The organism is Mycobacterium sp. 852002-51152_SCH6134967 (assembly GCF_001667105.1).
GTDB classification, from domain to species: domain Bacteria; phylum Actinomycetota; class Actinomycetes; order Mycobacteriales; family Mycobacteriaceae; genus Mycobacterium; species Mycobacterium neumannii_A.
In genome coordinates, this window is record NZ_LZIK01000049.1 from 25,365 (window position 1) to 49,915 (window position 24,551).

The following is a 24,551-nucleotide window of genomic DNA, read 5'->3' on the forward strand; positions in this document are numbered from 1 at the left end:
CGAACTGCTGGCGAAACTGAAGATGTGTGCGACGAAACGCCGCAATTTCGTGCAGAGCCTCAGTTTCGGCGCGGAAAGACGGAAGCCGGAAAAGGAAACTCAGGTCAGCTCAGGTCAGGTCCCACACCTGGACCGGTGACCCGGCCGAGAGGGCGTCGACATCCTCGGCGATCTCGAGCAGACAGTTCGCCGAGGCCAGCCACCGCAGGTGGTGTGAGGCCGGCGGTCCGTAGCTGGTCACCGTCCCGGCGGCCGCATCCAGCACGCCGCGACGGAACTGGCGCTTTCCGCGCGGCGAGGTGAGGTTCTCGGTCAGCACGGCGTCCCGGCGTGGCCGGGTGGGGTTCGGCAGCCCCATCGCGGAGCGCAGCGGCGCGCGCAGGAACACCTCGAAGGAGACCAGCGCGCTGACCGGGTTGCCGGGCAGCGTGACGATCGGGACGTCCCGCCGCGGTGATGCGGGCGAGCCCGCGGCGGTGATGACGCCGCAGCCCTGCGGCATGCCCGGTTGCATCGCGACCTTGACGAAGTCCACCGACCCGCCGTGGCCCGATGTCGCAGGCGTCGGAGCTCCGAGCGCATCCTTGACGACCTCGTACGCGCCCGCGCTCACCCCACCCGTCGTGATGATCAGGTCGGCGTCACCGGTGTGCTCCGCAAGGGCGGCGCGGAACGATTCGACGTCGTCGCCGGTCATGGGGGAGGCCACCACGTCGGCGCCGGCGTCGCGCAGCGCCGCGGCGAGCATCACCGCGTTCGATTCGTAGATCTGACCGGGTGCCAGGGGTGTGCCGGGTGCGACGAGCTCGGTGCCGGTCGACATCACCAGCACGCGCTGGCGCGGTATCACCGTCAACTCGGCAAGACCCAGTGCGGCGGCCAACCCGAGCGCGGCCGGTGTGACGAGCTGGCCCGCGCGCAGCACGGCAGTACCGGCCGTGACGTCCTCACCCGCGCGCCGGATGTGCTGGCCGTCTCTGGCGGCTGCGCGGATCTCCACGGTGTCGGTCGCCGCGTTCGTCGCCTCCACCGGCACCACCGCAGTCGCGCCGGTGGGAAGCATCGCTCCGGTCATGATCCGGTGCGCCGCACCGGGGTTCAGCGTCAGAAGGTCAGTACGGCCGGCGGGGATATCCTCGGCGACGGGCAACCGGACCGGGTTCTCGGGCGTGGCCGAAGCGACGTCGTCGACCACGACGGCGTAGCCGTCCATCGCGGAGTTGTCGAAGCCGGGCAGCGACATCGGCGCGACGACGTCCTCGGCCAGCACCAAGCCCAGCGCGTCGGCGATAGGAACGCTGACCGCTGGACGGGCGGTGATCAACGCGGCGACGACGCGCTGATGCTCTTCGACGGTCCGCATCAGACGGGGTACGTGACGCCGGTCAGTTCCTCGGACATGGTCCACAACCGGCGCTGTATGTCTTCGTCGTGCGATTGTGCGCTCGAGGCAACGAGTTTCGGATGACCCTTCACCTCGCCGATACCGTCGGGGCCGTAGTACTGCCCGCCCTGCACGCGCGGGTCGGTGGCGGCGCGAAGCGTGGGCAGCGCACCCTTGTCCGCGGGTTGGGTGAAGATCTTCCACACGATGTCCGGAACGAAAACCGGTATGTAACGCATCAATTCGGTGTCCGAGAAGCCGGGGTGGGCAGCGACCGCGAGGGTTGGCGAGCCGCCGGCTGCCAGACGCCGCTGCAGTTCGTAGGTGAACAGCAGGTTGGCCAGCTTGGACTGTCCATAGGCCTGAACCCGGTTGTATCCGGTCTCGAAGTGCGGGTCCTCGAAGCGGATTCGAGCCATGATCCGGTGGCCGACGCTGCTGACCGTCACGGTGCGCGACCCGTCGACGCTGCGCAGGTTGTCGAGCAGCAGGCCCGTCAACGCGAAGTGGCCGAGGTGGTTGGTGCCGAACTGCATCTCGAAACCGTCTTTGGTGGTCTCGCGGCTCGGCAGGTACATCACGCCTGCGTTGTTGATCAGCAGATCGATGCGCGGGTGTGCGGCGCGCAGCTCGTCGGCGGCCCTGCGGACGCTGTCCAGCGAGGAGAGGTCGAGTTCCTGCAGGCTGACCACGGCGTCGGGACTCGACTTGTTGATGCGGTCGACCGCTTCCTTGCCTTTGTCGAGGTTGCGCACCGCAAGCACCACCGCAGCGCCCGCGCCTGCCAGGGCGGCCGCGGTGTCATAACCGAGCCCGCTGTTGGCGCCTGTCACGATCGCCGTCCGCCCGGACTGGTCCGGCATGTCGGCCACGGTCCATTTGCTGCCCATGACGATCAACATACTCAGCGGCCGATGGACTCGCGGTTACCTAGGCTGGACGCCTGATGACCGAAGTCGTGGAATTCTTGGACCCCGCGAACAAGCCGAGCCGCAAGGCGCCACTGGTGTGGGCGATCGGGGCGGCGATCCCGTGGTCGTTCGCGGTGCTCGGACAACTGGTGTGGTTCGCGGTGGACCCGCGGCCCTGGTGGGTGCATGCGCTCGCGGCGCTGGGCACGCTGCTCGGCATCGTGACGTTCGTCGTCGTCGTTCCGTGGTGGCGGTACCGGGTGCACCGGTGGGACATCGATCCGCGGGCGGTGTACACCCGCACCGGTTGGTGGACCCAGGAGCGCCGCATCGCGCCGATCTCGCGCGTGCAGACCGTCGACACCGAACGCGGTCCGCTGGACCGGTTGTTCGGGCTCGCGAATGTGACGGTGACGACGGCGTCGTCGGCGGGCGCAGTCCGCATCGTTGCGCTGGACACCGACGTGGCCGACACGGTCGTCGCCCGTCTCACCGACATCGCCGCGCTGGGAACCGAGGACGCGACGTGACAGTCACCGGGTGGCAGCAGCCAGCTGGCGAGGAGTGGCAGCGCCTGAGCCCCCGGATGTTGTTGGTGCACCCCGTGCACGAGGTGATCCGTCAGATCCCGGTGCTCGTCGGCACGCTGGTGCTCGGCTCGGCGACCGGTAACCCGCTTCTGGCTGTCGCGGTGCTGGGCATCACCGTCGCGATCGGCTTGGCGCGCTGGTTCACCACCACATTCCGCGTCGGGCCGAGCGATGTGCAGCTGCGAACCGGTGTGTTGCAGCGCAAGGAACTCTCGGTGCCGCGCAACAGGATACGGTCGGTGTCCACCGACGCCCGCCTGCTGCACCGGTTACTGGGGCTTACGGTGCTGAGGGTCAGCACCGGCCAGGAGGCCAGGGGTGACGCAGAGTTCGCGCTCGACGCCGTGCCCACCGAGCAGGTCGGCAGGCTGCGCGCGGTGTTGCTGGCCGAATGCCTTGCGGTGGAGGAGGACAAGCCGTCGGAACCCGGTCGCGTGCTCGCGCGGTGGACGCCGTCGTGGTTGCGCTACAGCCCGCTGAGCTTCACCGGCCTGGCGATGATCGCCGCCGCGGTCGGCGTGGCGTATCAGGTGGGCGTCGACAGCGGCGTGCACGAATCGGGCCTTGCCCGATCGTGGCTCGACACGGCCAGGAGCCTCGGCGTGGCGGCCGGCATCGCGCTCGGCGTGGCGGTGCTTGTGCTGGCCTCCGTCGTCCTCTCGGTGCTGCAATCGTTGTTGACCTACGGCAACCTCGAACTGCGAAGGGACTTCGAGGTGCTGCATCTGAAATACGGGCTGATCCGCGTCCGCGAAAACACCTTCGACATGCGCCGTCTGCGCGGCGGCACGCTTCGGGAACCGTTGCTGGTGAGGCTGTTCGGCGGCGCACGCCTCGACGCGGTGATGACCGGTGTCGGCGGAGAGGGTGAGTCGTCGCTGTTGTTGCCGCCGTGCCCCAAGCGCACCGCCGACGAGGTGTTGACGAATCTGATCGAATGCCCCGACGCGGTGACCGGGCCGCTTCGTGCACACGGCCCCGTCGCCACGCGCAGGCGCTGGAGCCGGGCGATGGTGCTGCCCGCCGCGGCGGCGGTGGCGCTGTTGGTGGCGCCGACGCCGATATGGGCGTGGGTGCTCTGGGTTCTGTTCTCCGGGTGCTGCGCGCTGCTGGCGTTCGACCGCGCACGGTCGTTGGGGCATCGCGTGGGAGACGGTTGGTTGGTCGCGCGTACGGGAAGCCTGCAGCGCCGCCGCGACTGCATCGACGCCTCGGGCATCATCGGCTGGACCGTGCGCCAGACGTGGATGCAGCGGCGCGTCGGGGTGGCGACACTGGTGGCCGCGACGGCCGCCGGGGTCAAGCACTATCAGGTGATCGACGTACCCGCGGCGCTGGCGTGGTCGATTGCGGCGCAGGCGTCGCCGTGGGTGGCCGACACAGCATGGGCGCGCCGATAGCCGGACCCCAGGGTTCGCAGCACCCTCCACATGAACGCGGGTGAGAAGAGTTTCGCCGGCGGATCCACCATCCCTAGAACGCGCAGGAACCGCAGCGTGACCGCCGCATCTGTTTCGCAGGCCGTCAACACGCGGTCCAGGTAGGCGTTGCTCAGCCGGATCGACAGTGGCACAGTTCCTTCGACTTCGGGCAACGCCAGATCCGATCCGACGGCGGTCTGCCACGCGATGCGGATCGTCTTGGCGCTGGACCGGAAGAAGCGGCGGGCCAGATTCCTGTCGCCGCGGCGCAGGCAGTCGCGTAGCACGGTCGCCTCGACGGCCGCGACAGTCATGCCCTGTCCGTAGATGGGGTTGAAGCTGCACACCGCGTCCCCGAGCACCAGCAGCCCGTCCGGCAGCCGGCGCATCTTGTCGTAGCGGCGCCACCGGTTGGACGGCACACGGTAATTCACCACCGGCCCGAGCGGTTCGGCGTCCGCGAGGGCGGCCAACACATCTGGCGGCACGAAATCATCGACGAAATCCAGCATTTCAGCGGCCGTATCCGGTACCTGGTGGCCGGCCATGGCTCCGATCGCGAACATCGTCGCGTCGTTCTCGTAGCACGCGGTCGCGAACATTCTGGGCCTGCCGTGCTCCGGCATGATCGCGATGAAGTGCTCGGCGATCCTGCCGGGTCTGATGCGCACCGGCTGGCAGGCGTACGCCAACTGCACGACCACCTCGTCTACCGGCGGGCGGTCATAGCCCAGTTGTTCGAGGAACAGCGGTGTCCGGGAACCGCGCCCGGTCGCATCGACGACGAGGTCGCCGTCCAGCATTCTCACCTCGCGGGTGTCACGGTCGATCACGTCGACGCCCGTCACCCGGCTGCGGTCGGTTGTCGCCCGCAGCGAGACCACGTCGTGCCGCTCCAGAATCGTCACGTTGGGAACCTCGCGCATGCGCCGCAACACATGCCAATCGAGAAACGGTCGGCTCTGGAAGTAGAAGGGCATCGAGTCGGGGGAGGGGCATCGGCCCGATTGCACGAGCCGGTGGCCGCCGGGCGAGAAGCAGAGCTTGGAGTAGTCGCCGTCCCATTTGACGGCGCCGTCCGCGACGAGTTCGTCGAGGATGCCCGGCAACAACTCCTCGAGCACCTGGGCCCCACGCGCGAGCAGGGCGTGGATCAGCTTGCCCTGCGGGACTCCGCGCCTGGGCGTCGGCCCGGTGGGCAGCGCGTCGCGCTCCACCACGGTGACCGTCCGATAGCTGTCCGCGAGAACCCTGGCGGTGAGCAATCCCGCCATACTCGCGCCGAGAACGACCGCTCGTTCGCCTACGATTGGCATCGCCCACCCCTCACCTCGAGATCCGTGGTCCGGTATCGACCCTGGTAAGGAACAGTTTTCGGCGTCCAGCGAAGGCGCACTAGCGTAGGCCACTACTCGAATCCGTCAGACCTCCACGATTTGCGCGCACGCTTAGGCCGTTTACTGTCGGGCCATGGCTATCGGTGGGGTGCTGTTCGACATCGATGGCGTGTTGGTGACCTCGTGGCGTCCGATCGAAGGCGCGGCACAGACGGTCCGTTCGTTGACCGACAACCAGGTCGCCTGTGCGTACCTGACCAACACGACGACCAAGACCCGCGTGCAGATCGCCGAACTGCTCTCCAAAGCGGGGATGGCGGTCCGGCCCGACGAGGTCATCACCGCGGCGGTGCTGACCGCGCAATACGTGCGCGACCGGTATCCGGATGCGCGTTGCTTCCTGGTCAACAGCGGACAGATCGCCGAGGACATGCCCGGCATCGACATCGTCTACTCGCACGAGTACAGCGGTCCCCGCGCACCGGAGACCCCGGACGTCATCCTGCTCGGCGGTGCGGGTCCGGAGTACAGCCACCTGACGTTGTCGTGGGTCTACGACTGGATGGCCCAGGGCGTGCCGGTGGTCGCGATGCACCGCAGCACCGCATGGACGACGACCGACGGGTTGCGCGTGGACACCGGCATGTACCTGCTCGGCATGGAGGAGACCTCCGGACGCAAAGCCACCGCGGTCGGCAAGCCCGCCCCCGAGGGCTTCCTCGCCGCGGCGAGTCGGCTCGGGGTAGAAGCCGACGAGATGTACATGGTCGGCGACGATCTCAACAACGACGTGTTGGCGGCGCAGGTTGTCGGTATGACCGGCGTGTTGGTGCGCACGGGCAAGTTTCGGCAGGATACGTTGGATCGTTGGGCGGCAGATGAATTCGCGATGCAACCGAATCATGTGATCGACTCCGTGGCCGACCTGCCGCAGCTTCTCGGACTGTAGGGGACATCGATGTGGGAGCGGGTGCAGCAGCTGTTGCTGCAGCGGGGTATCAACACCTACCTGGAGCTGGCGCTGTGGATCACGCTGGTCTACATCGTGATCGGAGTCGGTTACGCGATGTTCCACATCGAGCTGATCGGCCAGCTCGAGGCGGCGCTGTCCGGCGACTTCACGATCTTCGCCAACATCGCGGCTCTGGTCGTGGCCGTCGCTCTCTGGCCGCTGCTGTTGATCAGCTCGTGGGCGTGCGGGGTGGCCGGGTGCGGGGTTTTCTGACGATGACTTTCCGTGCCCGCCGCGGTCTGTATCGACATGACAGAACAACGCATCCACGCGACCACCACCGTCAACGCCCCGATCGAGACCGTGTTCGAGGTGCTCGCCGACCCGTCGACGCACCAGGCGATCGACGGCACCGGATGGGTCCGCGAGCCGCTCGACGGTGAATTCCTGACCGAGGTCGGCCAAGTCTTCCGGATGGGCATGTACCACGACAACCATCCCGAGAAGTACTACGAGATGGCCAACCGGGTCGAGGTTCTCGACCGGCCGCGCGCCATCGGGTGGCTGCCAGGCCAGGGTCCCGAGCAGCGCGGCTATCTGATGAACGGCACCGAACTCCAATGGGGCGGATGGCTCTGGCGATACGACCTCGACGCGGTGGCCGAAAACCGGACGGCGGTCACGTTGACCTACGACTGGTCGAACGTGGCGCCGGACATGCGCGACATCGAGTTCCCGCCGTTCGAACCGCAGCACCTCGACAACTCGCTGAAGAACCTGGCCTTGCTCGCCGAGTCGCGCGGGCAGGACCGCTAGGACTGCAGGGTGCGTACCGCCTCGATGCGGGCGCGGAGCTGATCGGTCGTCGCCGCCGCGACCGCCGGGCCGCCGCAGAGCCGGCGCAGCTCCTTGTGGATCCAGCCGTGTGGTTTACCGGTGCGGTGGTGGGCGATGGACACCAGCGTGTTGAGTTCCTTGCGCAGTTCGCGCAGTTGGCCGTGGGTGGAGACCCGCGGCACCTCCCCGGAGGCGGTCTGGCGGGTGAGTTGTTCTTCTTGCCTGCGTCGCAACAGGTCCCGCATCTGGTCGGGGGCGAGCAGGCCGGGGATGCCGAGGTAGTCGGCCTCGTCCTCGCTGCCGACGGCCGCTGCCGTACCGAACGACGAGCCGTCGAAGATCACCTGGTCGAGCTCGGCGTCGGCGCCCAACATTTCGAAGCCGTTGTCGGTCTCGCCCGGCTCGTCCTTCGTCTTGTTGGCGTCCTCGAGGGCCGCGTCGTCCCACTCGCCCTGCGACTCGCGGTGCGGCTTGCCGAGCACGTGGTCGCGCTGTGCTTCCATCTCGCTGGCCAGGTCGAGCAGCGCGGGCACCGACGGCAGGAAGATGCTCGCGGTCTCGCCGGGGCGCCGGGAGCGGACGTAGCGTCCGATCGCCTGGGCGAAGAACAGCGGGGTCGACGCGGACGTCGCATACACGCCGACGGCGAGTCGCGGCACGTCGACACCCTCGGAGACCATGCGCACCGCGACCAGCCAACGAGTCGTGCCTGTCGCGTATTCGGCGATGCGGTCGGAGGAGCCGGGGTCGTCGGACAGAACGAGCGTCGGCGCCTCCCCGGTCAGCGTCGTCAGCACGTTGGCGTAGGCGCGGGCGGCTTTCTGGTCCGAGGCGATCACCATCGCGCCCGCGTCGGGCACTCCGCCGTTGCGCAGCTGGGACAGCCGGGTGTCGGCGGCCTGCAGCACCGCCGGAATCCACTCGCCGTTCGGGTCGAGCACCGTGCGCCAGGCCCGCGCGGTCTGCTCGGCGTTGAGCGGTTCGCCGAGGCGCGCCGAAAACTCCTCGCCCGCACTGGTGCGCCAGCGTGCCTCACCGGAGTACGCCATGAACACCACGGGCCGCACCACCCCGTCGGCCAGCGCGTCGGAGTACCCGTAGATGTGATCGGCCCGCGACCGCATCACGCCGGTGCCGTCGGGCTCATAGGTGACGAAGGGGATCGGGCTGTCGTCACTGCGGAACGGTGTACCAGTCAGCGCCAGCCGGCGGGTGGCGTCGTTGAACGCCTCGCGCATGGCCTCGCCCCAGCTCTTCGCATCGCCGCCATGGTGGATCTCGTCGAAGATGACCAGCGTGCGGTAGTTCTCGGTGCGCACCCGGTGCCGGGTGGGGTGGCTGGCCACCTGGGCATAGGTCACGACGACGCCGTGGTACTCCGACGAGTGGTGCGCGGCGCTGTTGGAGAACTTCGGGTCCAGCGACAGGCCGAGCCTGGCGGCCGCCAGCGCCCACTGGATCTTGAGATGCTCGGTCGGCACGACGACGGTGACGCGCTCGACGGTGCCGTCGGCCAACAGCTCGCCGGCCACGCGCAGGGCAAACGTCGTCTTACCCGCGCCGGGGGTGGCGACGGCGAGGAAATCGCGCGGTTTGGCGCCAAGATACCGCACCAATGCCCGACGCTGCCAGCCTCGCAAAGCCTGGGTGTCGGGCGCCGTGTCTGCCCGCACCCAAAGACTCCTCACTGATCGGACAGCAGCCTAGCGCAACGGATTACGGCCGCGCATCTCTGCTTGGCGTGTCGCCGGACCGCCGGTGTGTCGAACATGACCGGCGGCTGCAAACCACCGCTGAGCGCCTAGCGGCCGACACTGCGAGGCGACCCTCGTGGAACTGCGCGCAGCAAACACGGTGCTTGTCCTGGCGCGAGGTGGGTACTCTGCGCCAACCATGTCGCCAACCCCCACTACCCGCAGCGACGACATCGACCCGTGCGTCCGTGTCTTCGGTACCCGCGTACACAACTTACGGGGCGTCGACGTCGCCGCCCCGCGCGACGCGCTGGTGGCGTTCACCGGCATCTCCGGTTCCGGCAAATCGTCGCTGGCATTCGGCACGGTCTACGCCGAGGCGCAGCGCAGGTACTTCGAGTCGGTGTCTCCGTACGCGCGGCGCCTGCTGCTGCCGACCGGCGCGCCCAAGGTGGACGACATCACCGGGCTGCCCCCAGCCGTGGCGTTGCAGCAGCGCAGGGGGGCGGCCACCTCACGGTCCACGGTCGGCACCGTCACGACGCTGTCCAACCTGCTGAGGATGCTGTTCTCCCGGGCCGGGACGTACCCGCGCGGCGCCACCGAACGACTCGACTCCGACGCGTTCTCCCCGAACACGGCCGTCGGCGCCTGCCCGAAGTGTCACGGTCTCGGCCGGATCCATGAGGTGACCGAGCAGACGCTCGTCCCAGACCCCTCGCTGACCATCCGCGAGGGCGCCGTCGCGGCGTGGCCGGGCGCCTGGCAGGGCCAGAACCTGCGCGACATCCTCATCACGCTGGGGTTCGACATCGACAAGCCCTGGCGGAAATTACCCAAGCGGCAACGTGATTGGATATTGTTCACCGACGAGCAGCCCACCGTCGAGATCGATCCGAGTCAGCATCCGGTCACGGCTGACTACTACTACAACGGAACCTTCTCCAGCGCCGAACGCCACGTCCGGCACACGCTGGCGAACTCGCAGAGCGCGATGATGCGCCGACGCGTCCTGCAGTTCGTCGACAGCGTCGAATGCGGGGTGTGTCACGGATCGGGGCTGCGACCCGAGGCGCTGAAGGTCACCTTCGCGGGTCGCACCATCGCCGACTACGTGGCGATGCCGTTGGCCGAACTCGCCGATGCGCTGCGGCCGACCGCGGCCCGCAAGGACGCCGCCCCGGCGTTCGAGTCGACCGCATCCGGTGAGTTCACCGAGGTCGCCACGATGATCGCCGCCGACCTGGTCGCCCGCATCCAGGTGCTCATCGACCTCGGACTCGGCTATCTGACGCTGAACCGCCGCACGCCCACCGTGTCACCGGGTGAACTGCAGCGGCTGCGGCTGGCCACGCAGCTGCGAGCCGGATTGTTCGGGGTGCTGTACGTGCTGGACGAGCCGTCGGCCGGCCTGCATCCCGCCGATGCCGAGCCGTTGCTCGATGTGCTCGATCGCCTTCGGCGAGCGGGCAATTCGCTGTTCATCGTCGAGCACGACATGGATGTCGTGCGCCGGGCCGACTGGATCGTCGACGTCGGCCCCGGCGCGGGGGAGCACGGAGGGCGGGTGCTCTACAGCGGACCCGTCTCCGGGCTGAAGGACGCTGACGAGTCGATCACCCGTCGGTACCTGTTCGGTGACCAGGCGGCCGAACCGCGGACCCCGCGCGAGCCGTCGTCCCGGCTGCGATTGCGCGGCATCTGTTTTCACAATCTGCGCGACGTGGATGTCGACCTGCCACTCGGCGTCTACACCGCGGTCACCGGTGTGTCCGGTTCAGGCAAGTCGACGCTCGTCGTCAAGGTTCTCGGTGATGTGGTGAACCGCCATCTGGGCCGTGCCGTGGGTATGGCCGAAAGCGACAGCGACACCGACGATTCCGACGCCGAGATCGTCGACCTCGATCACGACGCCAGCATCGGGGTCAGGGCCGAGGGCGTCGAGGGGATCGACCGACTGGTCGCCGTCGACCAGCGGCCGATCGGGCGCACCCCGCGTTCGACGCTGGCCACCTACACCGGCCTGTTCGACGCGGTCCGACGGGTATTCGCCGCGACGCCGGCCGCACGCCGCCGGGGCTGGACGGCGGGCCGGTTCTCGTTCAATGTCGCAGAAGGCCGATGCGAGACCTGCCAGGGGGAGGGCTTCGTATCGGTCGAACTGCTGTTCCTGCCGGGCACCTACGCCACCTGCCCGACGTGCGGGGGCGCCCGCTACAACGAAGCCACGCTGCGGGTGCGCTACCGCGACCACACCATCGCCGACGTCCTGGCCATGACCGTCGACGAGGCCGCACAGTTCCTCGAAGACATCCCAGGTGCCTCGCGCAGCCTGACGACGCTGCGTGAGGTCGGGCTGGGATATCTGCGTCTCGGTCAGCCCGCCACCGAACTGTCCGGAGGGGAGGCCCAACGCATCAAGCTGGCGTCGGAACTGCAGCGGCCCCGTCGCGGCCATACGCTCTACGTCCTCGACGAACCGACGACGGGACTGCATCCGGCGGATGTGGATCTCCTCGACGCCCAACTGCATCGCCTCGTCGACGCGGGCAACACGGTGGTGGTGGCCGAACACGACATGCGGATGGTCGCCGGGGTGGATTGGGTGATCGACCTCGGACCGGGCGCGGGCCACGACGGCGGCCGCGTCGTCGCGGCGGGCACACCGCAGAAGGTGAGCCGGGCGAAGGGCAGTCGCACGGCGCCGTATCTGGCCGCGCGGCTGGTCACTCGATGAAGAAGTTGTCGTTGGTAGAGCGTGAAACGGAGCGAGCGCCCCGGTCTCTTGCGAATATACGGAACGTAGGTCCCGTCAGTATGTTCTCTCGAGGTGACGACGTGAGTGTGACCGGTCGAGCGCCGCGTGCCGACGCCCTGCGCAATCGCGCCCGCGTGTTGGAGGTCGCTTACGACGCGTTCGCGACCGACGGCCTCGCGGTGCCTATCGACGAGATCGCGAGGCGCGCGGGTGTCGGCGCGGGCACGGTGCACCGCCACTTCCCGGCCAAGGTGTACCTGTACCGCGCGGTCGTCGAGAACCGCATCGACAGCCTCGTCGCCGAGGGTCGCGCCCTGACCGAGGATGTACCGCCGGGGGAGGCACTGTTCGTCCTGCTGCGCTCCCTGGTCCTGCATTGGGGAGCGGCCGATCGCGGCCTGAAGGACGCCCTGGCGGGAGAGGGCATCGACGTCGCAGCGGCCATCCCGGAGACCGAGCGGGCCTTCCTCGACCTCCTCGGCGGCCTGCTCGAGGCGGCTCAGGATGCCGGGACCGCCCGGCGCGATGTCGACGTGCTCGACGTGAAGGCGATCCTTGCCGGCTGCTTCGCGATCCAGGACGCCAATCCCGAAGAAGCCGAGCGGCTCACCGAGGTGGTACTGGACGGCCTGCGAGCGGCCTGAATGGGTCGCATGCGATCTTGCACTCGCCATGCCCGAGTGCTAGAAAGGCAATTGGCACTCGCGACCGGTGAGTGCTAGGTCGGGACGGTGAGGCAACGGGCCGCATCTGCGGAGCACACCCGAGCCGTCCGTCGCGGGCACTGCACCCGACCGCAGACGTGCCATCCCCAATCCGGAGGAACACTTCGCAATGGCCAAGACAATTGCGTATGACGAAGAGGCCCGCCGCGGCCTCGAGCGGGGCCTCAACAGCCTCGCCGACGCGGTAAAGGTGACGTTGGGGCCCAAGGGTCGCAACGTCGTCCTGGAGAAGAAGTGGGGCGCCCCCACGATCACCAACGATGGTGTGTCCATCGCCAAGGAGATCGAGCTGGAGGACCCATACGAGAAGATCGGCGCTGAGCTGGTCAAGGAAGTCGCCAAGAAGACCGACGACGTCGCCGGCGACGGCACCACCACCGCCACCGTGCTGGCCCAGGCGCTCGTGCGCGAGGGTCTGCGCAACGTCGCGGCCGGCGCCAACCCGCTCGGCCTCAAGCGCGGCATCGAGAAGGCCGTCGAGAAGATCACCGAGACGCTGCTGAAGTCGGCCAAGGAGGTCGAGACCAAGGACCAGATCGCCGCCACCGCTGCGATCTCGGCCGGCGACACCCAGATCGGTGAGCTGATCGCCGAGGCCATGGACAAGGTCGGCAACGAGGGTGTCATCACCGTCGAGGAGAGCAACACCTTCGGCCTGCAGCTCGAGCTCACCGAGGGTATGCGCTTCGACAAGGGCTACATCTCGGGTTATTTCGTAACCGACGCCGAGCGTCAGGAAGCGGTCCTTGAGGATCCGTACATCCTGCTCGTGTCGTCCAAGGTGTCGACCGTCAAGGATCTGCTCCCGCTGCTGGAGAAGGTCATCCAGGCCGGCAAGCCGCTGCTGATCATCGCCGAGGACGTCGAGGGCGAGGCCCTGTCGACCCTGGTGGTCAACAAGATCCGCGGCACCTTCAAGTCCGTCGCCGTCAAGGCCCCGGGCTTCGGTGACCGCCGCAAGGCGATGCTGCAGGACATGGCCATCCTCACCGGTGGTCAGGTCGTCAGCGAAGAGGTCGGCCTCTCGCTCGAGACCGCCGACATCTCGCTGCTGGGCCAGGCCCGCAAGGTCGTCGTGACCAAGGACGAGACCACCATCGTCGAGGGCGCCGGTGACTCCGACGCCATCGCCGGCCGGGTGGCCCAGATCCGCGCCGAGATCGAGAACAGCGACAGCGACTACGACCGCGAGAAGCTGCAGGAGCGCCTGGCCAAGCTGGCCGGCGGTGTTGCGGTGATCAAGGCCGGCGCTGCCACCGAGGTCGAGCTCAAGGAGCGCAAGCACCGCATCGAGGACGCCGTGCGCAACGCCAAGGCGGCCGTCGAGGAGGGCATCGTCGCCGGCGGTGGCGTGGCCCTGCTGCAGGCCTCCCCGGCGCTGGACGAGCTCAAGCTGGAGGGCGACGAGTCCACCGGCGCGAACATCGTGCGCGTGGCGCTCGAGGCTCCGCTGAAGCAGATCGCCTTCAACGGCGGCCTGGAGCCCGGCGTGGTGGCCGAGAAGGTCCGCAACTCGGACAAGGGCGTCGGCCTCAACGCCGCGACCGGCGAGTACGAGGACCTGCTCAAGGCCGGCGTCGCCGACCCGGTCAAGGTGACGCGTTCGGCGCTGCAGAACGCGGCGTCCATCGCGGCGCTGTTCCTGACCACGGAGGCTGTCGTCGCCGACAAGCCGGAGAAGGCGGCCGCTGGTCCGGCCGACCCGACCGGCGGCATGGGCGGCATGGACTTCTAAGTCTGGAAACCCGTTCTACTGGGAAAGCCCGGCTCCTCTCGAGAGGCCGGGCTTTTTCATGTCCGCTCGTATCGCCGAACGTGGGTTACCCGCACGCGTATTCGCGCAGACCGTGACACAACCCCACTCTCGGCGGAACTACTTCTTCAGCGGGACGCAGTCGTGCAGGCAGTCCGGGCTCGTCGACGGCGACTCCGCGGTGGCCTTGCGGTGCAGAACCGCGCGCGACGGTTGGACCGACAACGACTCGCCCGCCTGATGCGCCTGACCGTCGACGATCAACGAATATCCACCGGCCTCACTCGGCGGCCACACGATGGTGACGTCGCCGTGGCGGGCGGTGTTCTCCCGCGTGTGCCGACCGACGGTCCCGACGTCGAGCCTGCCGTCGCGCAACACCGGGTCGACGGCGACGGTGTGGGCGCGGTAGTCGTCGCCCACGGAGATCAGATAGGCGAAGCCGAAGTCGGCCAGCACGTCGGTCAACCGGTCGAGATCCACCTTCACGCTCATAGGGCGAGGATACGTCTGCGCAGCGGCGCGTTAGATTTTTTGTATGCCCTTACCGCAGCCATCGTCTACCACCACCGCCGTCGTCACCGGAGCGTCGGCGGGCATCGGCGCCGACATCGCCCGCGAGCTCGCCGCGCGCGGTCACGGCGTCACGCTCGTCGCTCGTCGCGAAGAGCGGCTGCGCGATTTGGCCGCCGAGCTCGGCGACGGCGTCCGCACCGAGACCATCGCGTGCGACGTCGCCGACCCTGAGGCCCGCGCGGCCCTGTTCGACCAGGTCGCCGAGCGCGGCCTCACCGTCGATATCCTCGTCAACAACGCCGGGATCGGCACGATCGGGTCGGTGACGAAATCGCCTGTGGCCGACGAGATCGCGCAGGTGCGCGTGAATGTCGAGGCCGTCATCGACCTCACCACCCGCGCGGTCCAGCAGATGGTGCCGCGTGGTCGCGGTGCGATCCTCAACGTGGGGTCAACCGCCGGCTATCACCCGTTCCCCGGCCAGTCCGGCTACGCGGGAACCAAGGCGTTCGTCAAGACCTACACCGAGGGCGTGCGGGCCGAGCTGGCGGGCACCGGCGTCACCGTCGCGATGCTCGCTCCGGGGCCGGTGCGCACCGAGTTCCTCCGGGCGGCGGGCATGGACGAGCGCGCGTTCGCCGCGGCATTCCCCAAGTTCATGTGGGTGCCGTCGCGCGAGGTGGCCAGGATCGGTGTCGACGCGCTCGAACACGACCGCGGCACCGTGATCGCAGGACGCCAGAACGTGCTGAGTACCCGCCTGCTGCAAGCGCTTCCGCGCGCTGTTCTGCTCAGGACGCTGCGCAGTCAGCATCCCGGGCTGCGCCGCGACCGCTCAGCGGTCTGACAGCGGCCAGCGCCGCATCCAACCCTCGACCGGCAAGGCCATGCCGTTGCACAGCGTGCAGATGGTGCGATACCAACCGACCGCGACCAGCAACTCCATCCGCTGCTCGTCATCGAGCTCGTCGCCAAGGGCGTGCCACGTCTGATCCGACCAGGTGCCGGTTCTCTCGACCTCGTCCACGGCGGCGATCAGTATCCGCTCGAAGTCGCTGAAGCCGGGGTCGTCGTCGAGAACCAGTGCGTCACATTCGCGTTCGCTGACCCCGGCGATGGGACCCCAGAACGCGGCCTGGCCGCCCCATTCGTACTCGCACCGCAGCAATGCGCAGACCCGCAGGATCGCGATCGTGCGCAACCGCGGCGGCAGACGCGCGTCGACGTAGAGCGACTCGCCCAGTTTGCGAAGCCGCGCAGCCAGATTCGGGTGCCTTTGCAGGCAGCGCACCAGCAGCAGCGGCTCGTAGGTGCGGGCGGGATGTCCCCAGCCGTCGATGGCTGCGGCGTCGTCCTCGCTCCACGGGGGAGCCAGCGGCGCGACCCTGCTCACGCAGTGGGCGCGGGTCGGCGGCCGCGGATCAACTCGCCCGGACGCGCGGCGGTGGGAGTGCCGTTCTCGGCGATGATCTCGCCGGACACGACGGTCGCGACGTACCCCTCTGCGCTCTGGTCCAGGCGCCGGCCGCCGGCGGGAAGGTCATAGGCGATCACCGGGCGGTGCAGGCGCAGCCCGTCGTGGTCGATGACGTTGAGGTCAGCCTTGTACCCGACGGCGATCCGGCCGCGGTCAGCCAGGCCGGCAACCCGGGCGGGCACCGAGGTCAGTTCGCGCACCGCCTCGGCCACCGACAGTCGCCCCGCCGCGCGGTCACGTGACCAGTGCGTCAGCATGTACGTGGGAAAACTTGCGTCGCAGATCATTCCGTAATGCGCCCCACCGTCGCCGAGTCCGAGCACCACATCGTCGCGACGGATCAGCTCCGCGACCGTGTCCAGGGTGCCGTCACGGAAGTTGGCCAGGGTCACCAGAAGGATGGCGTGACCGTCGTCGTCGAGCAGCCGGTCGTAGGCCTCCTCGAGCGGGCTGACGCCGCGGGCACGGGCGCGACTCGCGATGCTCTCGGACCGCGGGGGTTCGTAGTTCGGGGGATCACCGAGCGGGAACATCCATTCGAACGCCTGCGCCGCGAACATCAGCGGATGACCTTCGCCGACCGGTTGGTCCGACAGAATCCGTTGCCGCACTTCGGGTTTGCGCATCTCGGTGACGCGTTCGGCCAGCGGCAGGGAGGCCAGTTCCTGATAGCTGGGGTACATCACGAACGGGTTGCCCGACAACTCGAGGCCGAGCACCAGCCCGATCGGCCGCGGGAAGATCTGCGCGGTGATCTCGCCGCCGTCAATGTTGGCCTTCTCGACCATCGTCAGCGCGTCGAGGAAGAACGGGTCGCCGGCGTTGCCGATCGCCAAGGTGAACGTCACCGGCAGGCCGACCTCGGCGGCGACCTCGAACACCGTTCGCAGCACGGGCTCGTAGTCGCCGGCCACCAGGTCGGGCACGAACTGGATCAGCCCGCCACCGGCGTCATCGATTCCGCGGGCGATCGCCTCGATCTCGGCGCGGTCGGCGTCGTAACTGGGGATCGGCCGCCCGCTCTCGGTCTTGTGCAACGTGAACCGCGACGACGCGAAGCCCAGCGCGCCGGCCTGTACGGCTTCGGCGGCGAGTTTGCGCATCATCGCAAGGTCGTCGGCGGTGGCCGGTTCGCGGTCGACACCGCGCTGTCCCATCACGTACACCCGCAGCGGTGAGTGGGGCAGCAGCGCCGCGACGTCGATGTCCCGGCGTCGCTCCTCGAGCGCGTCGAGGAACTCTGGGAACGTCTCCCAGTGCCACGGCAACCCGTCGACCATCACCACACCGGGGATGTCCTCGACGCCGGCCATCACGTCGACGAGGACGTCGTGGTCCTCCGGGCGGCAGGGCGCGAACCCCACCCCGCAGTTGCCCATCACCACGGTTGTCACACCGTGCGCCGACGACGGCGTCAGGCGGTCCGACCAGATCGCCTGGCCGTCGTAGTGGGTGTGCAGGTCCACGAACCCGGGGGTGACCAGGAGGCCCGTCGCGTCGATCTCCCGCGCGCCGGGCTCATCGACCCGTCCGACGGCCGCGATGACTCCTGCCGAAACCGCCACGTCACCGACGTAGGGTTCCCCGCCGAGGCCGTCGACGATGGTGCCGCCTCTGATCACGAGTTCATATGTCATACGTTGAATCTACGATGAGGCAGTGATCGACCACTTCGGAATCAACTGCGCGGACTTCCAAAGGTCGAAGGCGTTCTACGACACGGTCCTGGGCGTGCTCGGCTACACCCGCCAACTCGACTATCAGGTCGCCATCGGTTACGGCAGGGACGGCAAGCCCGCCTTCTGGATCGCGGACCTGAATGCCGGCGACGCGGCGGGCCCCAACCGCGAGGTGCACTTCGCGTTCGAGGCCGCCGACACCGATGCCGTGCAAGCGTTCTACGACGCTGCGATCCAGGCCGGCGCGGAGTCGCTGCACGCCCCGCGGCTGTGGCCGGAGTACCACCCCGGTTACTACGGCGCCTTCGTCCGCGATCCGGACGGCAACAACATCGAGGCCGTCTTTCACGGGGCGCGACCACCGGACTGACGTATACCGTCGAGGTCATGGCTGACTCAGGCGTGGCAGTGGCCCGCGAAATCCTGCGCGACGCGTTCACCCGGCTCAGCGAGCACGTGGAGAACCTCACCGACGGGCTGACCGACGAGACCGCGTTCTTCCGTCCCACCCCGACCGCCAACAGCATCGCGTGGCTGGTGTGGCACAGCGCCCGTCAGCAAGACGTCCAGCTCGCCGACCTCGCGGGCACCGAGCAGGTTTGGTTGCGCGATGGGTGGGTCGACCGGTTCGGGTTCGACCTGCCCCGCGAAGACATGGGTTACGGGCACAGCCCCGAGGAGGTGGGCCGCGTCCGCGCCCCTGCGGATCTGCTCGCCGGCTACGCGCACGCCGTGCACAAGGCGACGCTGGAGTACATCGCGTCGATCACCGCAGAGGAACTCAGCCGCGTCGTCGACGAGAACTGGGATCCACCGGTAACGGCGAGCCTGCGGCTGGTGAGCATCATCGACGACGGCGCCCAACACCTCGGCCAGGCGGCCTACATCCGCGGAATCACGTGACCCGATGGTGGCCGGCGCTCGCGCTGGTGGCGATGCTGCTGCTCGGCTCGGCCGTCGGCAAATCCTCGACGCCGGTCGACGACTGGTTCCAGGGTTTCGGCGATACCCCGGTGCGGCGCCTGGCCGTGATCGCCGATGCCCGCGTGGTGCTCGCACTGGCTGTCGCGGTGTTGGCCGCCGCGTGCCTGCAACGGCGTTGGTGGCTGGCGCTGATGACAGTCGTCGCGCCGGTGGTCGGAATCGCGGCCGTCCGGGCGCTCAAACCGATCTTCGACCGCCAGAAGGGAGGCGGGCTCGCCTATCCGAGCGGACATCTCACCGCGACCACCGTCGTGTGGGGGCTGGCCGTCCTCGTGGCGGGTGCGGCGTGGTGGGTCGTGGTGACCGCGGTACTCGCCGTGGCGTTGGCGATGCTCGGAGTCGCCGCGACCTTTCACTACTTCACCGACGTGGTGGGCGGTCTGCTGTTCGGTTCGGCGGTCGTGTGGGCCGCCGCGGTCATCGCCCGACGCGACCGCAGCGGGGGCCGCGATTCCCCGGCGGCCTCGGCTGGCTAACTCGACGCGGTGCGACAATTGGCTGATGGCGTTGTCCGATAAGACTCTGGGCTTGCGCGAGCGAAAGAAGCTGCGAACTCGTGCGACTATCCGGCGGGAAGCGTTTCGCCTGATCCAGGAGCGGGGCTATCAGGCCACCACCGTCGAGCAGATCTCCGCAGCCGCCGACATCTCACCGCGAACCTTCTCCCGCTACTTCCCGACCAAAGAGGCGGTGCTGATCTCCGACGATCACATCCCGCCGATCATCGACGCGTTCGTCGCCGCGCCCGCCGACATGTCGGTCATCGACGCCTACCGGCACGCCGTCGAGACCACGTTCAATTCGCTGACCCCCGAGCAGCGCGAAGAGGCCGTGATCGGGCAGCGGTTGATGTACACCGTGCCCGAGGTGGCCGGCCTGCTCTACGCCGAATATGTCCGGCTGATCGGCCTGATCGAAGACGCGCTGACGCAACGTCCCGGCGCGCCGGCCGACCCCCGCGAGCGGCGCGTGCTGGCAGGGGCGATCGTCGGGGTGCTGATCGGCGCCTCGCACGGCACCCCACTGCCCGGCGACCCGATCTCGGACAGCTTGCAGGTGCTCGACCGGCTCATGAAGTAGGCGCTTGCGAACTTGACACCTGTCAACCCTGCTGCGATCTAGATCACATGCGACCGCTAGCATGGGGACATGACTGCGACGTCCGACGTTGAGCTGCCCGATACCAGCACCATCCGCAATCCCGCGACCGGAGCCGTCGCGGGCACCGTGCGATGGACCGACCCCGCCGACGTGCCGCGCATCGCGGCCGGCCTGCGCCAGGCCCAGCGCCAGTGGGAGGCCCGCGGCGCCAAGGCCCGGGCCAAGGTGCTGGCCCGCTACGCCGTCTGGCTCGGCGACCACCGCGAGGAGATCGAGTCGCTGCTGGTCAAGGAGACCGGCAAGTCGGCCGTCGACGCAGCGCAGGAAGTGCCGCTGCTGATCATGATCGCGTCGTACTACATCAAGACCATGGAGAAGGCGCTGGCGCCCGAGAAGCGTCCTGCGCCGCTGCCGTTCCTGTCCATCAAGAAGATCGAGGTGCACTACCGGCCCCGTCCCGTCGTCGGCATCATCGCGCCGTGGAACTACCCGGTGGCCAACGCGCTGATGGACGCCATCGGTGCACTGGCGGCGGGCTGCGCGGTGCTGCTCAAGCCGTCGGAGCGCACGCCGCTGACGGCCGAGCTGCTGCTGCGCGGCTGGCTGGACTCGGGTGCACCGGAGGTGCTGGCGCTGGCCCAGGGCGCCCGCGAGGTATCCGAGGCCGTCATCGACAACGCCGACTTCATCCAGTTCACCGGCTCCAGCGCGACGGGTGCGAAGGTCATGGAGCGCGCCGCTCGCCGGCTCACCCCGGTCAGCCTCGAGCTCGGCGGTAAGGACCCGATGATCGTGCTCGAGGACGCCGACATCGACCTCGCCGCGCACGCCGCGGTGTGGGGTGCGTTCTTCAACGCCGGGCAGACGTGCGTGTCGGTGGAGCGGGTCTACGTGCTCGAATCCGTTTACGACAAGTTCGTCGACGCGGTGGTGCGCGACGTCGAGAAGCTGAAGATGGGTGCGGGCGACGGCTTCGACTTCGGCTCGCTGATCGACGAGACGCAGGTGGCCGTCACCGCCCGCCACGTCGAGGACGCGCTCGCCAAGGGCGCGCGGGCGTTGACCGGCGGTAAGCGCCCCGAAAGCGAGGGCAACTTCTACCCGCCCACGGTCCTCGTCGAAGTCGACCACTCGATGCTCTGCATGACGGAGGAGACGTTCGGGCCGACGCTGCCGATCATGAAGGTCGCCAGTGTGGACGAGGCGATCCGGCTGGCCAACGACAGCCCGTACGGGTTGAGTGCCGCGGTGTTCTCCAAGGACATCGATCGGGCCAACGACGTTGCGGTCGAACTGGATTGCGGTGCGGTCAACATCAACGACGTGATTTCGAACTTGATGTGCACGACCGCTCCGATGGGCGGCTGGAAGACCTCGGGGCTGGGTGCACGGTTCGGCGGGGCGGACGGCTTGCGCAAGTACTGCCGCCAGGAAGTGGTGGTCGCGCCGCGCACCAACGTCGGCGCCGGCGGCAACTACTACAACAACTCGCCCAAGGCGCTGAAGCGGATGAACACGTTGATGACGAAGCTGGCGCTGATCACCCCGAAGCGGGCCGCCAAGTAGCGGCCTCCTCGCCGCCGCGTCGAGACTAGCTTCTGAGGCGGTTGCTCGCGGTTCGTGTCAGAAACCGCGGTTTCGGGTAGGAGGATGCGCGTGCGCGTGGTGGTGACGGTCTTCTTGTGGGTCGTCACGACGGTGCTGCTGGCCGTCGCCGTCCCCACCATGTGGGCGCAGCGCAACGTGGTCGACGAGGGCGGATACGCCGCGCTGGCGGAGTCGGCCGCCGAGGACCCGCAACTGCAGAAGGCGATGGCGGGGGTGCTGGCCACCGAAGTCGCGTCGTACATGGGCGACAACGGCTACGACGTCGACAGCACGGTCATCAGCGGGGTGGCCTCGGCCTACACCGCGAACCCGACGTTCCCCGAACAGTTCGCCCTGGCCAATACCGTCGGTCACCGCTGGATGTTCACCGACGCGGCCCAGCAGGTCGAGGGCACCGACGAGTGGATTCTCGACCTCGGCCCGATGCTCGCCGACGAGTCGTTCCGCAGGACGCTGGGTAACGTCGGCGTCGCCACCCCGGAGTCGCTGCCGGTCTCCGTATCGATCACCGACACCTGGCGGCCCGGTCAACTCAAACGGGTGTCGACGTGGGGGCCGTGGGTCAGCATCGGCGCGAGCATCCTCACCGCGGTGTTCGCCCTGTTGACGCTTGCTGCGGCCCGCAGTCGCGGCAGAGCCCTTGCCGCCCTTGGTGTTTCCGCGCTCATCGTCGGCGCGGCCGGGTGGGCGGGCCTCGAGGTGGCGCGCCGCTCCGTCAACGACGCGTTGAACCGGCTGTCGGGGGACCTGCGAGTGGTCGCCGACGTGCTGGTGGCCCACGCCGAGGACAGCCTGCACCACTGGCTGAACCTCACACTGGCCGCAGGCGGAGTGCTGGTGCTGTTCGGCGTGCTCGTGGCGATGCTCGGCGGGTTACGGCGACGCGACGTTTAGCCGACCTCGGTATTGCTACCGTCAAGCCATGCCGTTCGTCACCGACATCGTGGGCCCGCAGCGACCCGTCGAGACGTGGCCACCCCTGGTGGCGGGCGCACTGCGGCGGACCAGCACCATCGACACCCATCCCGATGGCGCCGCCGATTCCGATGTCGACCTGAGGGCGCGTGACGTCGTCGTCCGGCGCGGTGCGGTGGATGTGCTCGACGAGATCGCCGTGCGCGCCCACCTGGTCGACCGGGCCATCGAGACGATCGAGGCGGTCCCGGGCGACGACCGGCTCGGTCGCCTCGTCGGTAAGCGGGTAGGTCCCGGCTTCCGCAACACGGTCGGTGAACTGCTGCCCTCGGAGGTCCGTGGCTCGACCCTGCTGCACCTGCTGCTCGACGACTGGGTCGGTGCGGCGCTGGTCTCCGGTTACGCGCTGCAGCACGCGACGATCATCGCCGGTGCCGAGGAGAAGTTGCCGCCCGGCACCGCCGATCGCATGGCCGGTATATGCGCGGGTTTCGCACCTGAGGCGTCGCTCGTGGGATACGCGCGACGCCTCGGCACCATCCCCTCGGTGCACGGACCGCAGGCACCTTCGATCGACATCGACGGCGTGCACGCCGTCGAAACCCTTGGTGCACACGGCATGCGGCGGTTGCGGCGACTCGACCTGCACCCGTCGGAGCAGGGTGCGTCACGCTTCGACGCGCACTTCCGCGACTCCCATGTCGACGGCGACGGGGTCGAGACGATCGTGCACGAGTACACGCTCGCCGGCACAGTCGACGTCGCGACGCGGACGATCACCACGATCAACGCGGACGTGCGTGTGCTGCCGTGGCAGGAATGCCCGGGCGCCATCGGAAGCGCGCAACGTGTGCAGGGGATGAGACTCGCCGAGGTTCGCGACCGCGTCCGGCGAGAGTTCGTCGGCACCAGCACGTGCACCCATCTCAACGACACGCTGCGTGCGATCGCCGATCTCGACGCGCTCTTCGAGCTGCGTTCAGGGCTCGATGACGTGTGACGGGTCGGGGCGCTTCTCCGGCGGCGCCTGGCTGTAGTCGCCCCATGGACCGTCGCGCTGTTCGACAGCGGCCCGAACCCCCTGCGCGGCAGCGGTTTCGATGAAGGCCAGGGCATCGGGGGTATTGCGCATCAGCCCGTCGAGGATGCCGCCGAGGGTCTGGGTGGAGGCCAGGCCCATGTTCTCGTAAGCCTGGTTGACAATCAGCTTCTGCGCTTGAAGCTGCGACAGCGGAATCGCGGCCAGCTTGCGTGCGACCTCTTTGACGCGGGCCTCGAGGTTCTCGAACGGCACCGACTCGTTGATGAGTTCGACTGCAGCGGCTTCCTTTCCGGTCAGCGGCTCACCGGTCAACGAGTGCCACTTCACCTTCGCCAGGCTCAGCCGGTACAGCCACATGCCGGTGAGGTAGGCGCCCCACATGCGGGCGTAAGGAGTGCCGATCACCGCGTCGTCGCTTGCGATCACGATGTCGGCGCACAGCGCGTAGTCGCTCGCGCCGCCCACACACCAGCCGTGCACCTGGGCGATCACCGGCTTGGACGCCCGCCAGATCGCCATGAACTTCTGCGTGGGACCGGTTTCGCGTGCGCTGACCATGGCGAAGTCCTTGCCCGGGTCCCAACGGCCGTCGGTGTTCATCGCATCGCCCCAGTGCGCGAAGCCGCCGCCGAAGTCGTACCCGCCGGAGAATGCGCGGCCGGCGCCACGCAGCACGATCACCTTGACGGCGGGATCACGCTCGGCCACACCGATGGCCGTCTCGATCTCGTCGGGCATCGGCGGGACGATGGTGTTGAGGTGGTCGGGGCGGTTCAGGGTGATGGTGGCGACGGGTGGCTCGGCGGTATAAAGCAAGGTCTCGAACTGCGGCCCGGATTCTCGCGGCGTCATGGCCCAAGTTTGACA

24 protein-coding genes are annotated in these 24,551 nt (G+C 68.4%); 16 read left to right on the plus strand and 8 right to left on the minus strand.

Annotation, left to right across the window (positions count from 1 at the left end; genetic code table 11):
• Positions 1-109: 109 nt before the first annotated feature.
• Positions 110-1,363 (minus strand): gephyrin-like molybdotransferase Glp, encoded by a 1,254-nt coding sequence (glp, locus tag A5790_RS14945; RefSeq protein ID WP_066845583.1) that lies wholly within the window; start codon positions 1,361-1,363, stop codon positions 110-112.
• The gene (locus A5790_RS14950; RefSeq protein ID WP_066845698.1) at positions 1,363-2,274 is read right to left on the minus strand and encodes an SDR family NAD(P)-dependent oxidoreductase; all 912 of its coding nucleotides are present in this window, start codon (positions 2,272-2,274) and stop codon (positions 1,363-1,365) included. The genes glp and A5790_RS14950 overlap by 1 nt, the downstream gene beginning before the upstream one ends.
• Before the next feature lie 56 nt (positions 2,275-2,330).
• Here A5790_RS14950 and A5790_RS14955 point away from each other — a divergent pair, with 56 nt between their 5' ends.
• Positions 2,331-2,825 (plus strand): PH domain-containing protein, encoded by a 495-nt coding sequence (locus A5790_RS14955; RefSeq protein WP_066845586.1) that lies wholly within the window; start codon positions 2,331-2,333, stop codon positions 2,823-2,825.
• 56 nt (positions 2,826-2,881) lie between these two features.
• The gene (locus A5790_RS14960; protein ID WP_082961730.1) at positions 2,882-4,285 is read left to right on the plus strand and encodes a PH domain-containing protein; all 1,404 of its coding nucleotides are present in this window, start codon (positions 2,882-2,884) and stop codon (positions 4,283-4,285) included.
• Here the strand turns inward: A5790_RS14960 and A5790_RS14965 are convergent.
• Positions 4,195-5,622: an NAD(P)/FAD-dependent oxidoreductase gene (locus A5790_RS14965; RefSeq protein WP_156656407.1), complete on the minus strand. Its 1,428-nt coding sequence runs from the start codon at positions 5,620-5,622 to the stop codon at positions 4,195-4,197. The two genes, A5790_RS14960 and A5790_RS14965, sit on opposite strands and share 91 nt — an antisense overlap.
• Before the next feature lie 154 nt (positions 5,623-5,776).
• On the opposite strand from A5790_RS14965, the gene A5790_RS14970 reads away from it, so the two are divergent.
• From A5790_RS14970 to A5790_RS14980, 3 genes are read left to right on the plus strand one after another with little or no spacing between them, the layout of a single operon-like run.
• Complete coding sequence (locus A5790_RS14970) at positions 5,777-6,592, plus strand: HAD-IIA family hydrolase (RefSeq protein WP_066845595.1); 816 nt, start codon at positions 5,777-5,779, stop codon at positions 6,590-6,592.
• Between the two features lie 9 nt (positions 6,593-6,601).
• Positions 6,602-6,868: an addiction module protein gene (locus tag A5790_RS14975; protein WP_066845598.1), complete on the plus strand. Its 267-nt coding sequence runs from the start codon at positions 6,602-6,604 to the stop codon at positions 6,866-6,868.
• A 36-nt stretch (positions 6,869-6,904) separates the two neighbouring features.
• Positions 6,905-7,411, plus strand: coding sequence for a polyketide cyclase (locus A5790_RS14980; RefSeq protein ID WP_066845601.1), 507 nt, complete (start codon positions 6,905-6,907; stop codon positions 7,409-7,411).
• Here the strand turns inward: A5790_RS14980 and A5790_RS14985 are convergent.
• Positions 7,408-9,105: a DEAD/DEAH box helicase gene (locus tag A5790_RS14985; protein ID WP_066845604.1), complete on the minus strand. Its 1,698-nt coding sequence runs from the start codon at positions 9,103-9,105 to the stop codon at positions 7,408-7,410. The genes A5790_RS14980 and A5790_RS14985 overlap by 4 nt on opposite strands.
• Before the next feature lie 220 nt (positions 9,106-9,325).
• On the opposite strand from A5790_RS14985, the gene A5790_RS14990 reads away from it, so the two are divergent.
• The 3 genes from A5790_RS14990 (at position 9,326) to groL (ending at position 14,344) form a co-directional block, all read left to right on the plus strand.
• The gene (locus A5790_RS14990; protein ID WP_066845608.1) at positions 9,326-11,863 is read left to right on the plus strand and encodes an excinuclease ABC subunit UvrA; all 2,538 of its coding nucleotides are present in this window, start codon (positions 9,326-9,328) and stop codon (positions 11,861-11,863) included.
• A 101-nt stretch (positions 11,864-11,964) separates the two neighbouring features.
• Entirely contained in the window at positions 11,965-12,528 is a 564-nt protein-coding gene (locus tag A5790_RS14995; protein ID WP_066845700.1) for a TetR/AcrR family transcriptional regulator, read from the plus strand.
• A 190-nt stretch (positions 12,529-12,718) separates the two neighbouring features.
• Positions 12,719-14,344: a chaperonin GroEL gene (gene groL / locus A5790_RS15000; protein ID WP_066845611.1), complete on the plus strand. Its 1,626-nt coding sequence runs from the start codon at positions 12,719-12,721 to the stop codon at positions 14,342-14,344.
• A gap of 138 nt (positions 14,345-14,482) precedes the next feature.
• Here groL and A5790_RS15005 read toward each other — a convergent pair whose 3' ends face one another.
• The gene (locus A5790_RS15005) at positions 14,483-14,857 is read right to left on the minus strand and encodes a hypothetical protein (protein ID WP_066845614.1); all 375 of its coding nucleotides are present in this window, start codon (positions 14,855-14,857) and stop codon (positions 14,483-14,485) included.
• Positions 14,858-14,900: 43 nt separating this feature from the next.
• Here A5790_RS15005 and A5790_RS15010 point away from each other — a divergent pair, with 43 nt between their 5' ends.
• Positions 14,901-15,725 carry an SDR family oxidoreductase gene (locus A5790_RS15010; protein WP_066845617.1) on the plus strand — a complete coding sequence of 275 codons (825 nt, stop codon included), beginning with the start codon at positions 14,901-14,903 and terminating at the stop codon, positions 15,723-15,725.
• Here the strand turns inward: A5790_RS15010 and A5790_RS15015 are convergent.
• Both A5790_RS15015 and A5790_RS15020 read right to left on the minus strand, forming a co-directional pair.
• On the minus strand, positions 15,714-16,271 hold the full coding sequence (locus tag A5790_RS15015; RefSeq protein ID WP_066845620.1) for a carboxymuconolactone decarboxylase family protein: 558 nt from the start codon (positions 16,269-16,271) through the stop codon (positions 15,714-15,716). The genes A5790_RS15010 and A5790_RS15015 overlap by 12 nt on opposite strands.
• On the minus strand, positions 16,268-17,992 hold the full coding sequence (locus tag A5790_RS15020; RefSeq protein ID WP_066845623.1) for an amidohydrolase family protein: 1,725 nt from the start codon (positions 17,990-17,992) through the stop codon (positions 16,268-16,270). The genes A5790_RS15015 and A5790_RS15020 overlap by 4 nt, the downstream gene beginning before the upstream one ends.
• A gap of 22 nt (positions 17,993-18,014) precedes the next feature.
• Here A5790_RS15020 and A5790_RS15025 point away from each other — a divergent pair, with 22 nt between their 5' ends.
• The 7 genes from A5790_RS15025 (at position 18,015) to A5790_RS15055 (ending at position 23,642) form a co-directional block, all read left to right on the plus strand.
• On the plus strand, positions 18,015-18,404 hold the full coding sequence (locus A5790_RS15025; RefSeq protein ID WP_066845626.1) for a VOC family protein: 390 nt from the start codon (positions 18,015-18,017) through the stop codon (positions 18,402-18,404).
• A 17-nt stretch (positions 18,405-18,421) separates the two neighbouring features.
• A complete protein-coding gene (locus tag A5790_RS15030; protein ID WP_066845629.1) occupies positions 18,422-18,937 on the plus strand; it encodes a mycothiol transferase in 516 nt (171 codons plus the stop codon).
• Positions 18,934-19,494, plus strand: coding sequence for a phosphoesterase PA-phosphatase (locus A5790_RS15035; protein ID WP_082961731.1), 561 nt, complete (start codon positions 18,934-18,936; stop codon positions 19,492-19,494). Before A5790_RS15030 ends, A5790_RS15035 begins: the two co-directional genes overlap by 4 nt.
• Positions 19,495-19,519: 25 nt before the next feature.
• Positions 19,520-20,098: a TetR family transcriptional regulator gene (locus A5790_RS15040; protein ID WP_066845631.1), complete on the plus strand. Its 579-nt coding sequence runs from the start codon at positions 19,520-19,522 to the stop codon at positions 20,096-20,098.
• A gap of 69 nt (positions 20,099-20,167) precedes the next feature.
• Positions 20,168-21,685 carry an aldehyde dehydrogenase family protein gene (locus A5790_RS15045; RefSeq protein ID WP_066845634.1) on the plus strand — a complete coding sequence of 506 codons (1,518 nt, stop codon included), beginning with the start codon at positions 20,168-20,170 and terminating at the stop codon, positions 21,683-21,685.
• Positions 21,686-21,775: 90 nt separating this feature from the next.
• On the plus strand, positions 21,776-22,621 hold the full coding sequence (locus A5790_RS15050) for a hypothetical protein (protein WP_066845704.1): 846 nt from the start codon (positions 21,776-21,778) through the stop codon (positions 22,619-22,621).
• Between the two features lie 28 nt (positions 22,622-22,649).
• A complete protein-coding gene (locus A5790_RS15055; protein WP_066845636.1) occupies positions 22,650-23,642 on the plus strand; it encodes a DUF2889 domain-containing protein in 993 nt (330 codons plus the stop codon).
• On the opposite strand, the gene A5790_RS15060 is transcribed toward A5790_RS15055, so the two are convergent.
• Entirely contained in the window at positions 23,622-24,536 is a 915-nt protein-coding gene (locus tag A5790_RS15060) for a crotonase/enoyl-CoA hydratase family protein (protein WP_066845640.1), read from the minus strand. The two genes, A5790_RS15055 and A5790_RS15060, sit on opposite strands and share 21 nt — an antisense overlap.
• Between the last annotated feature and the right edge of the window lie 15 nt (positions 24,537-24,551).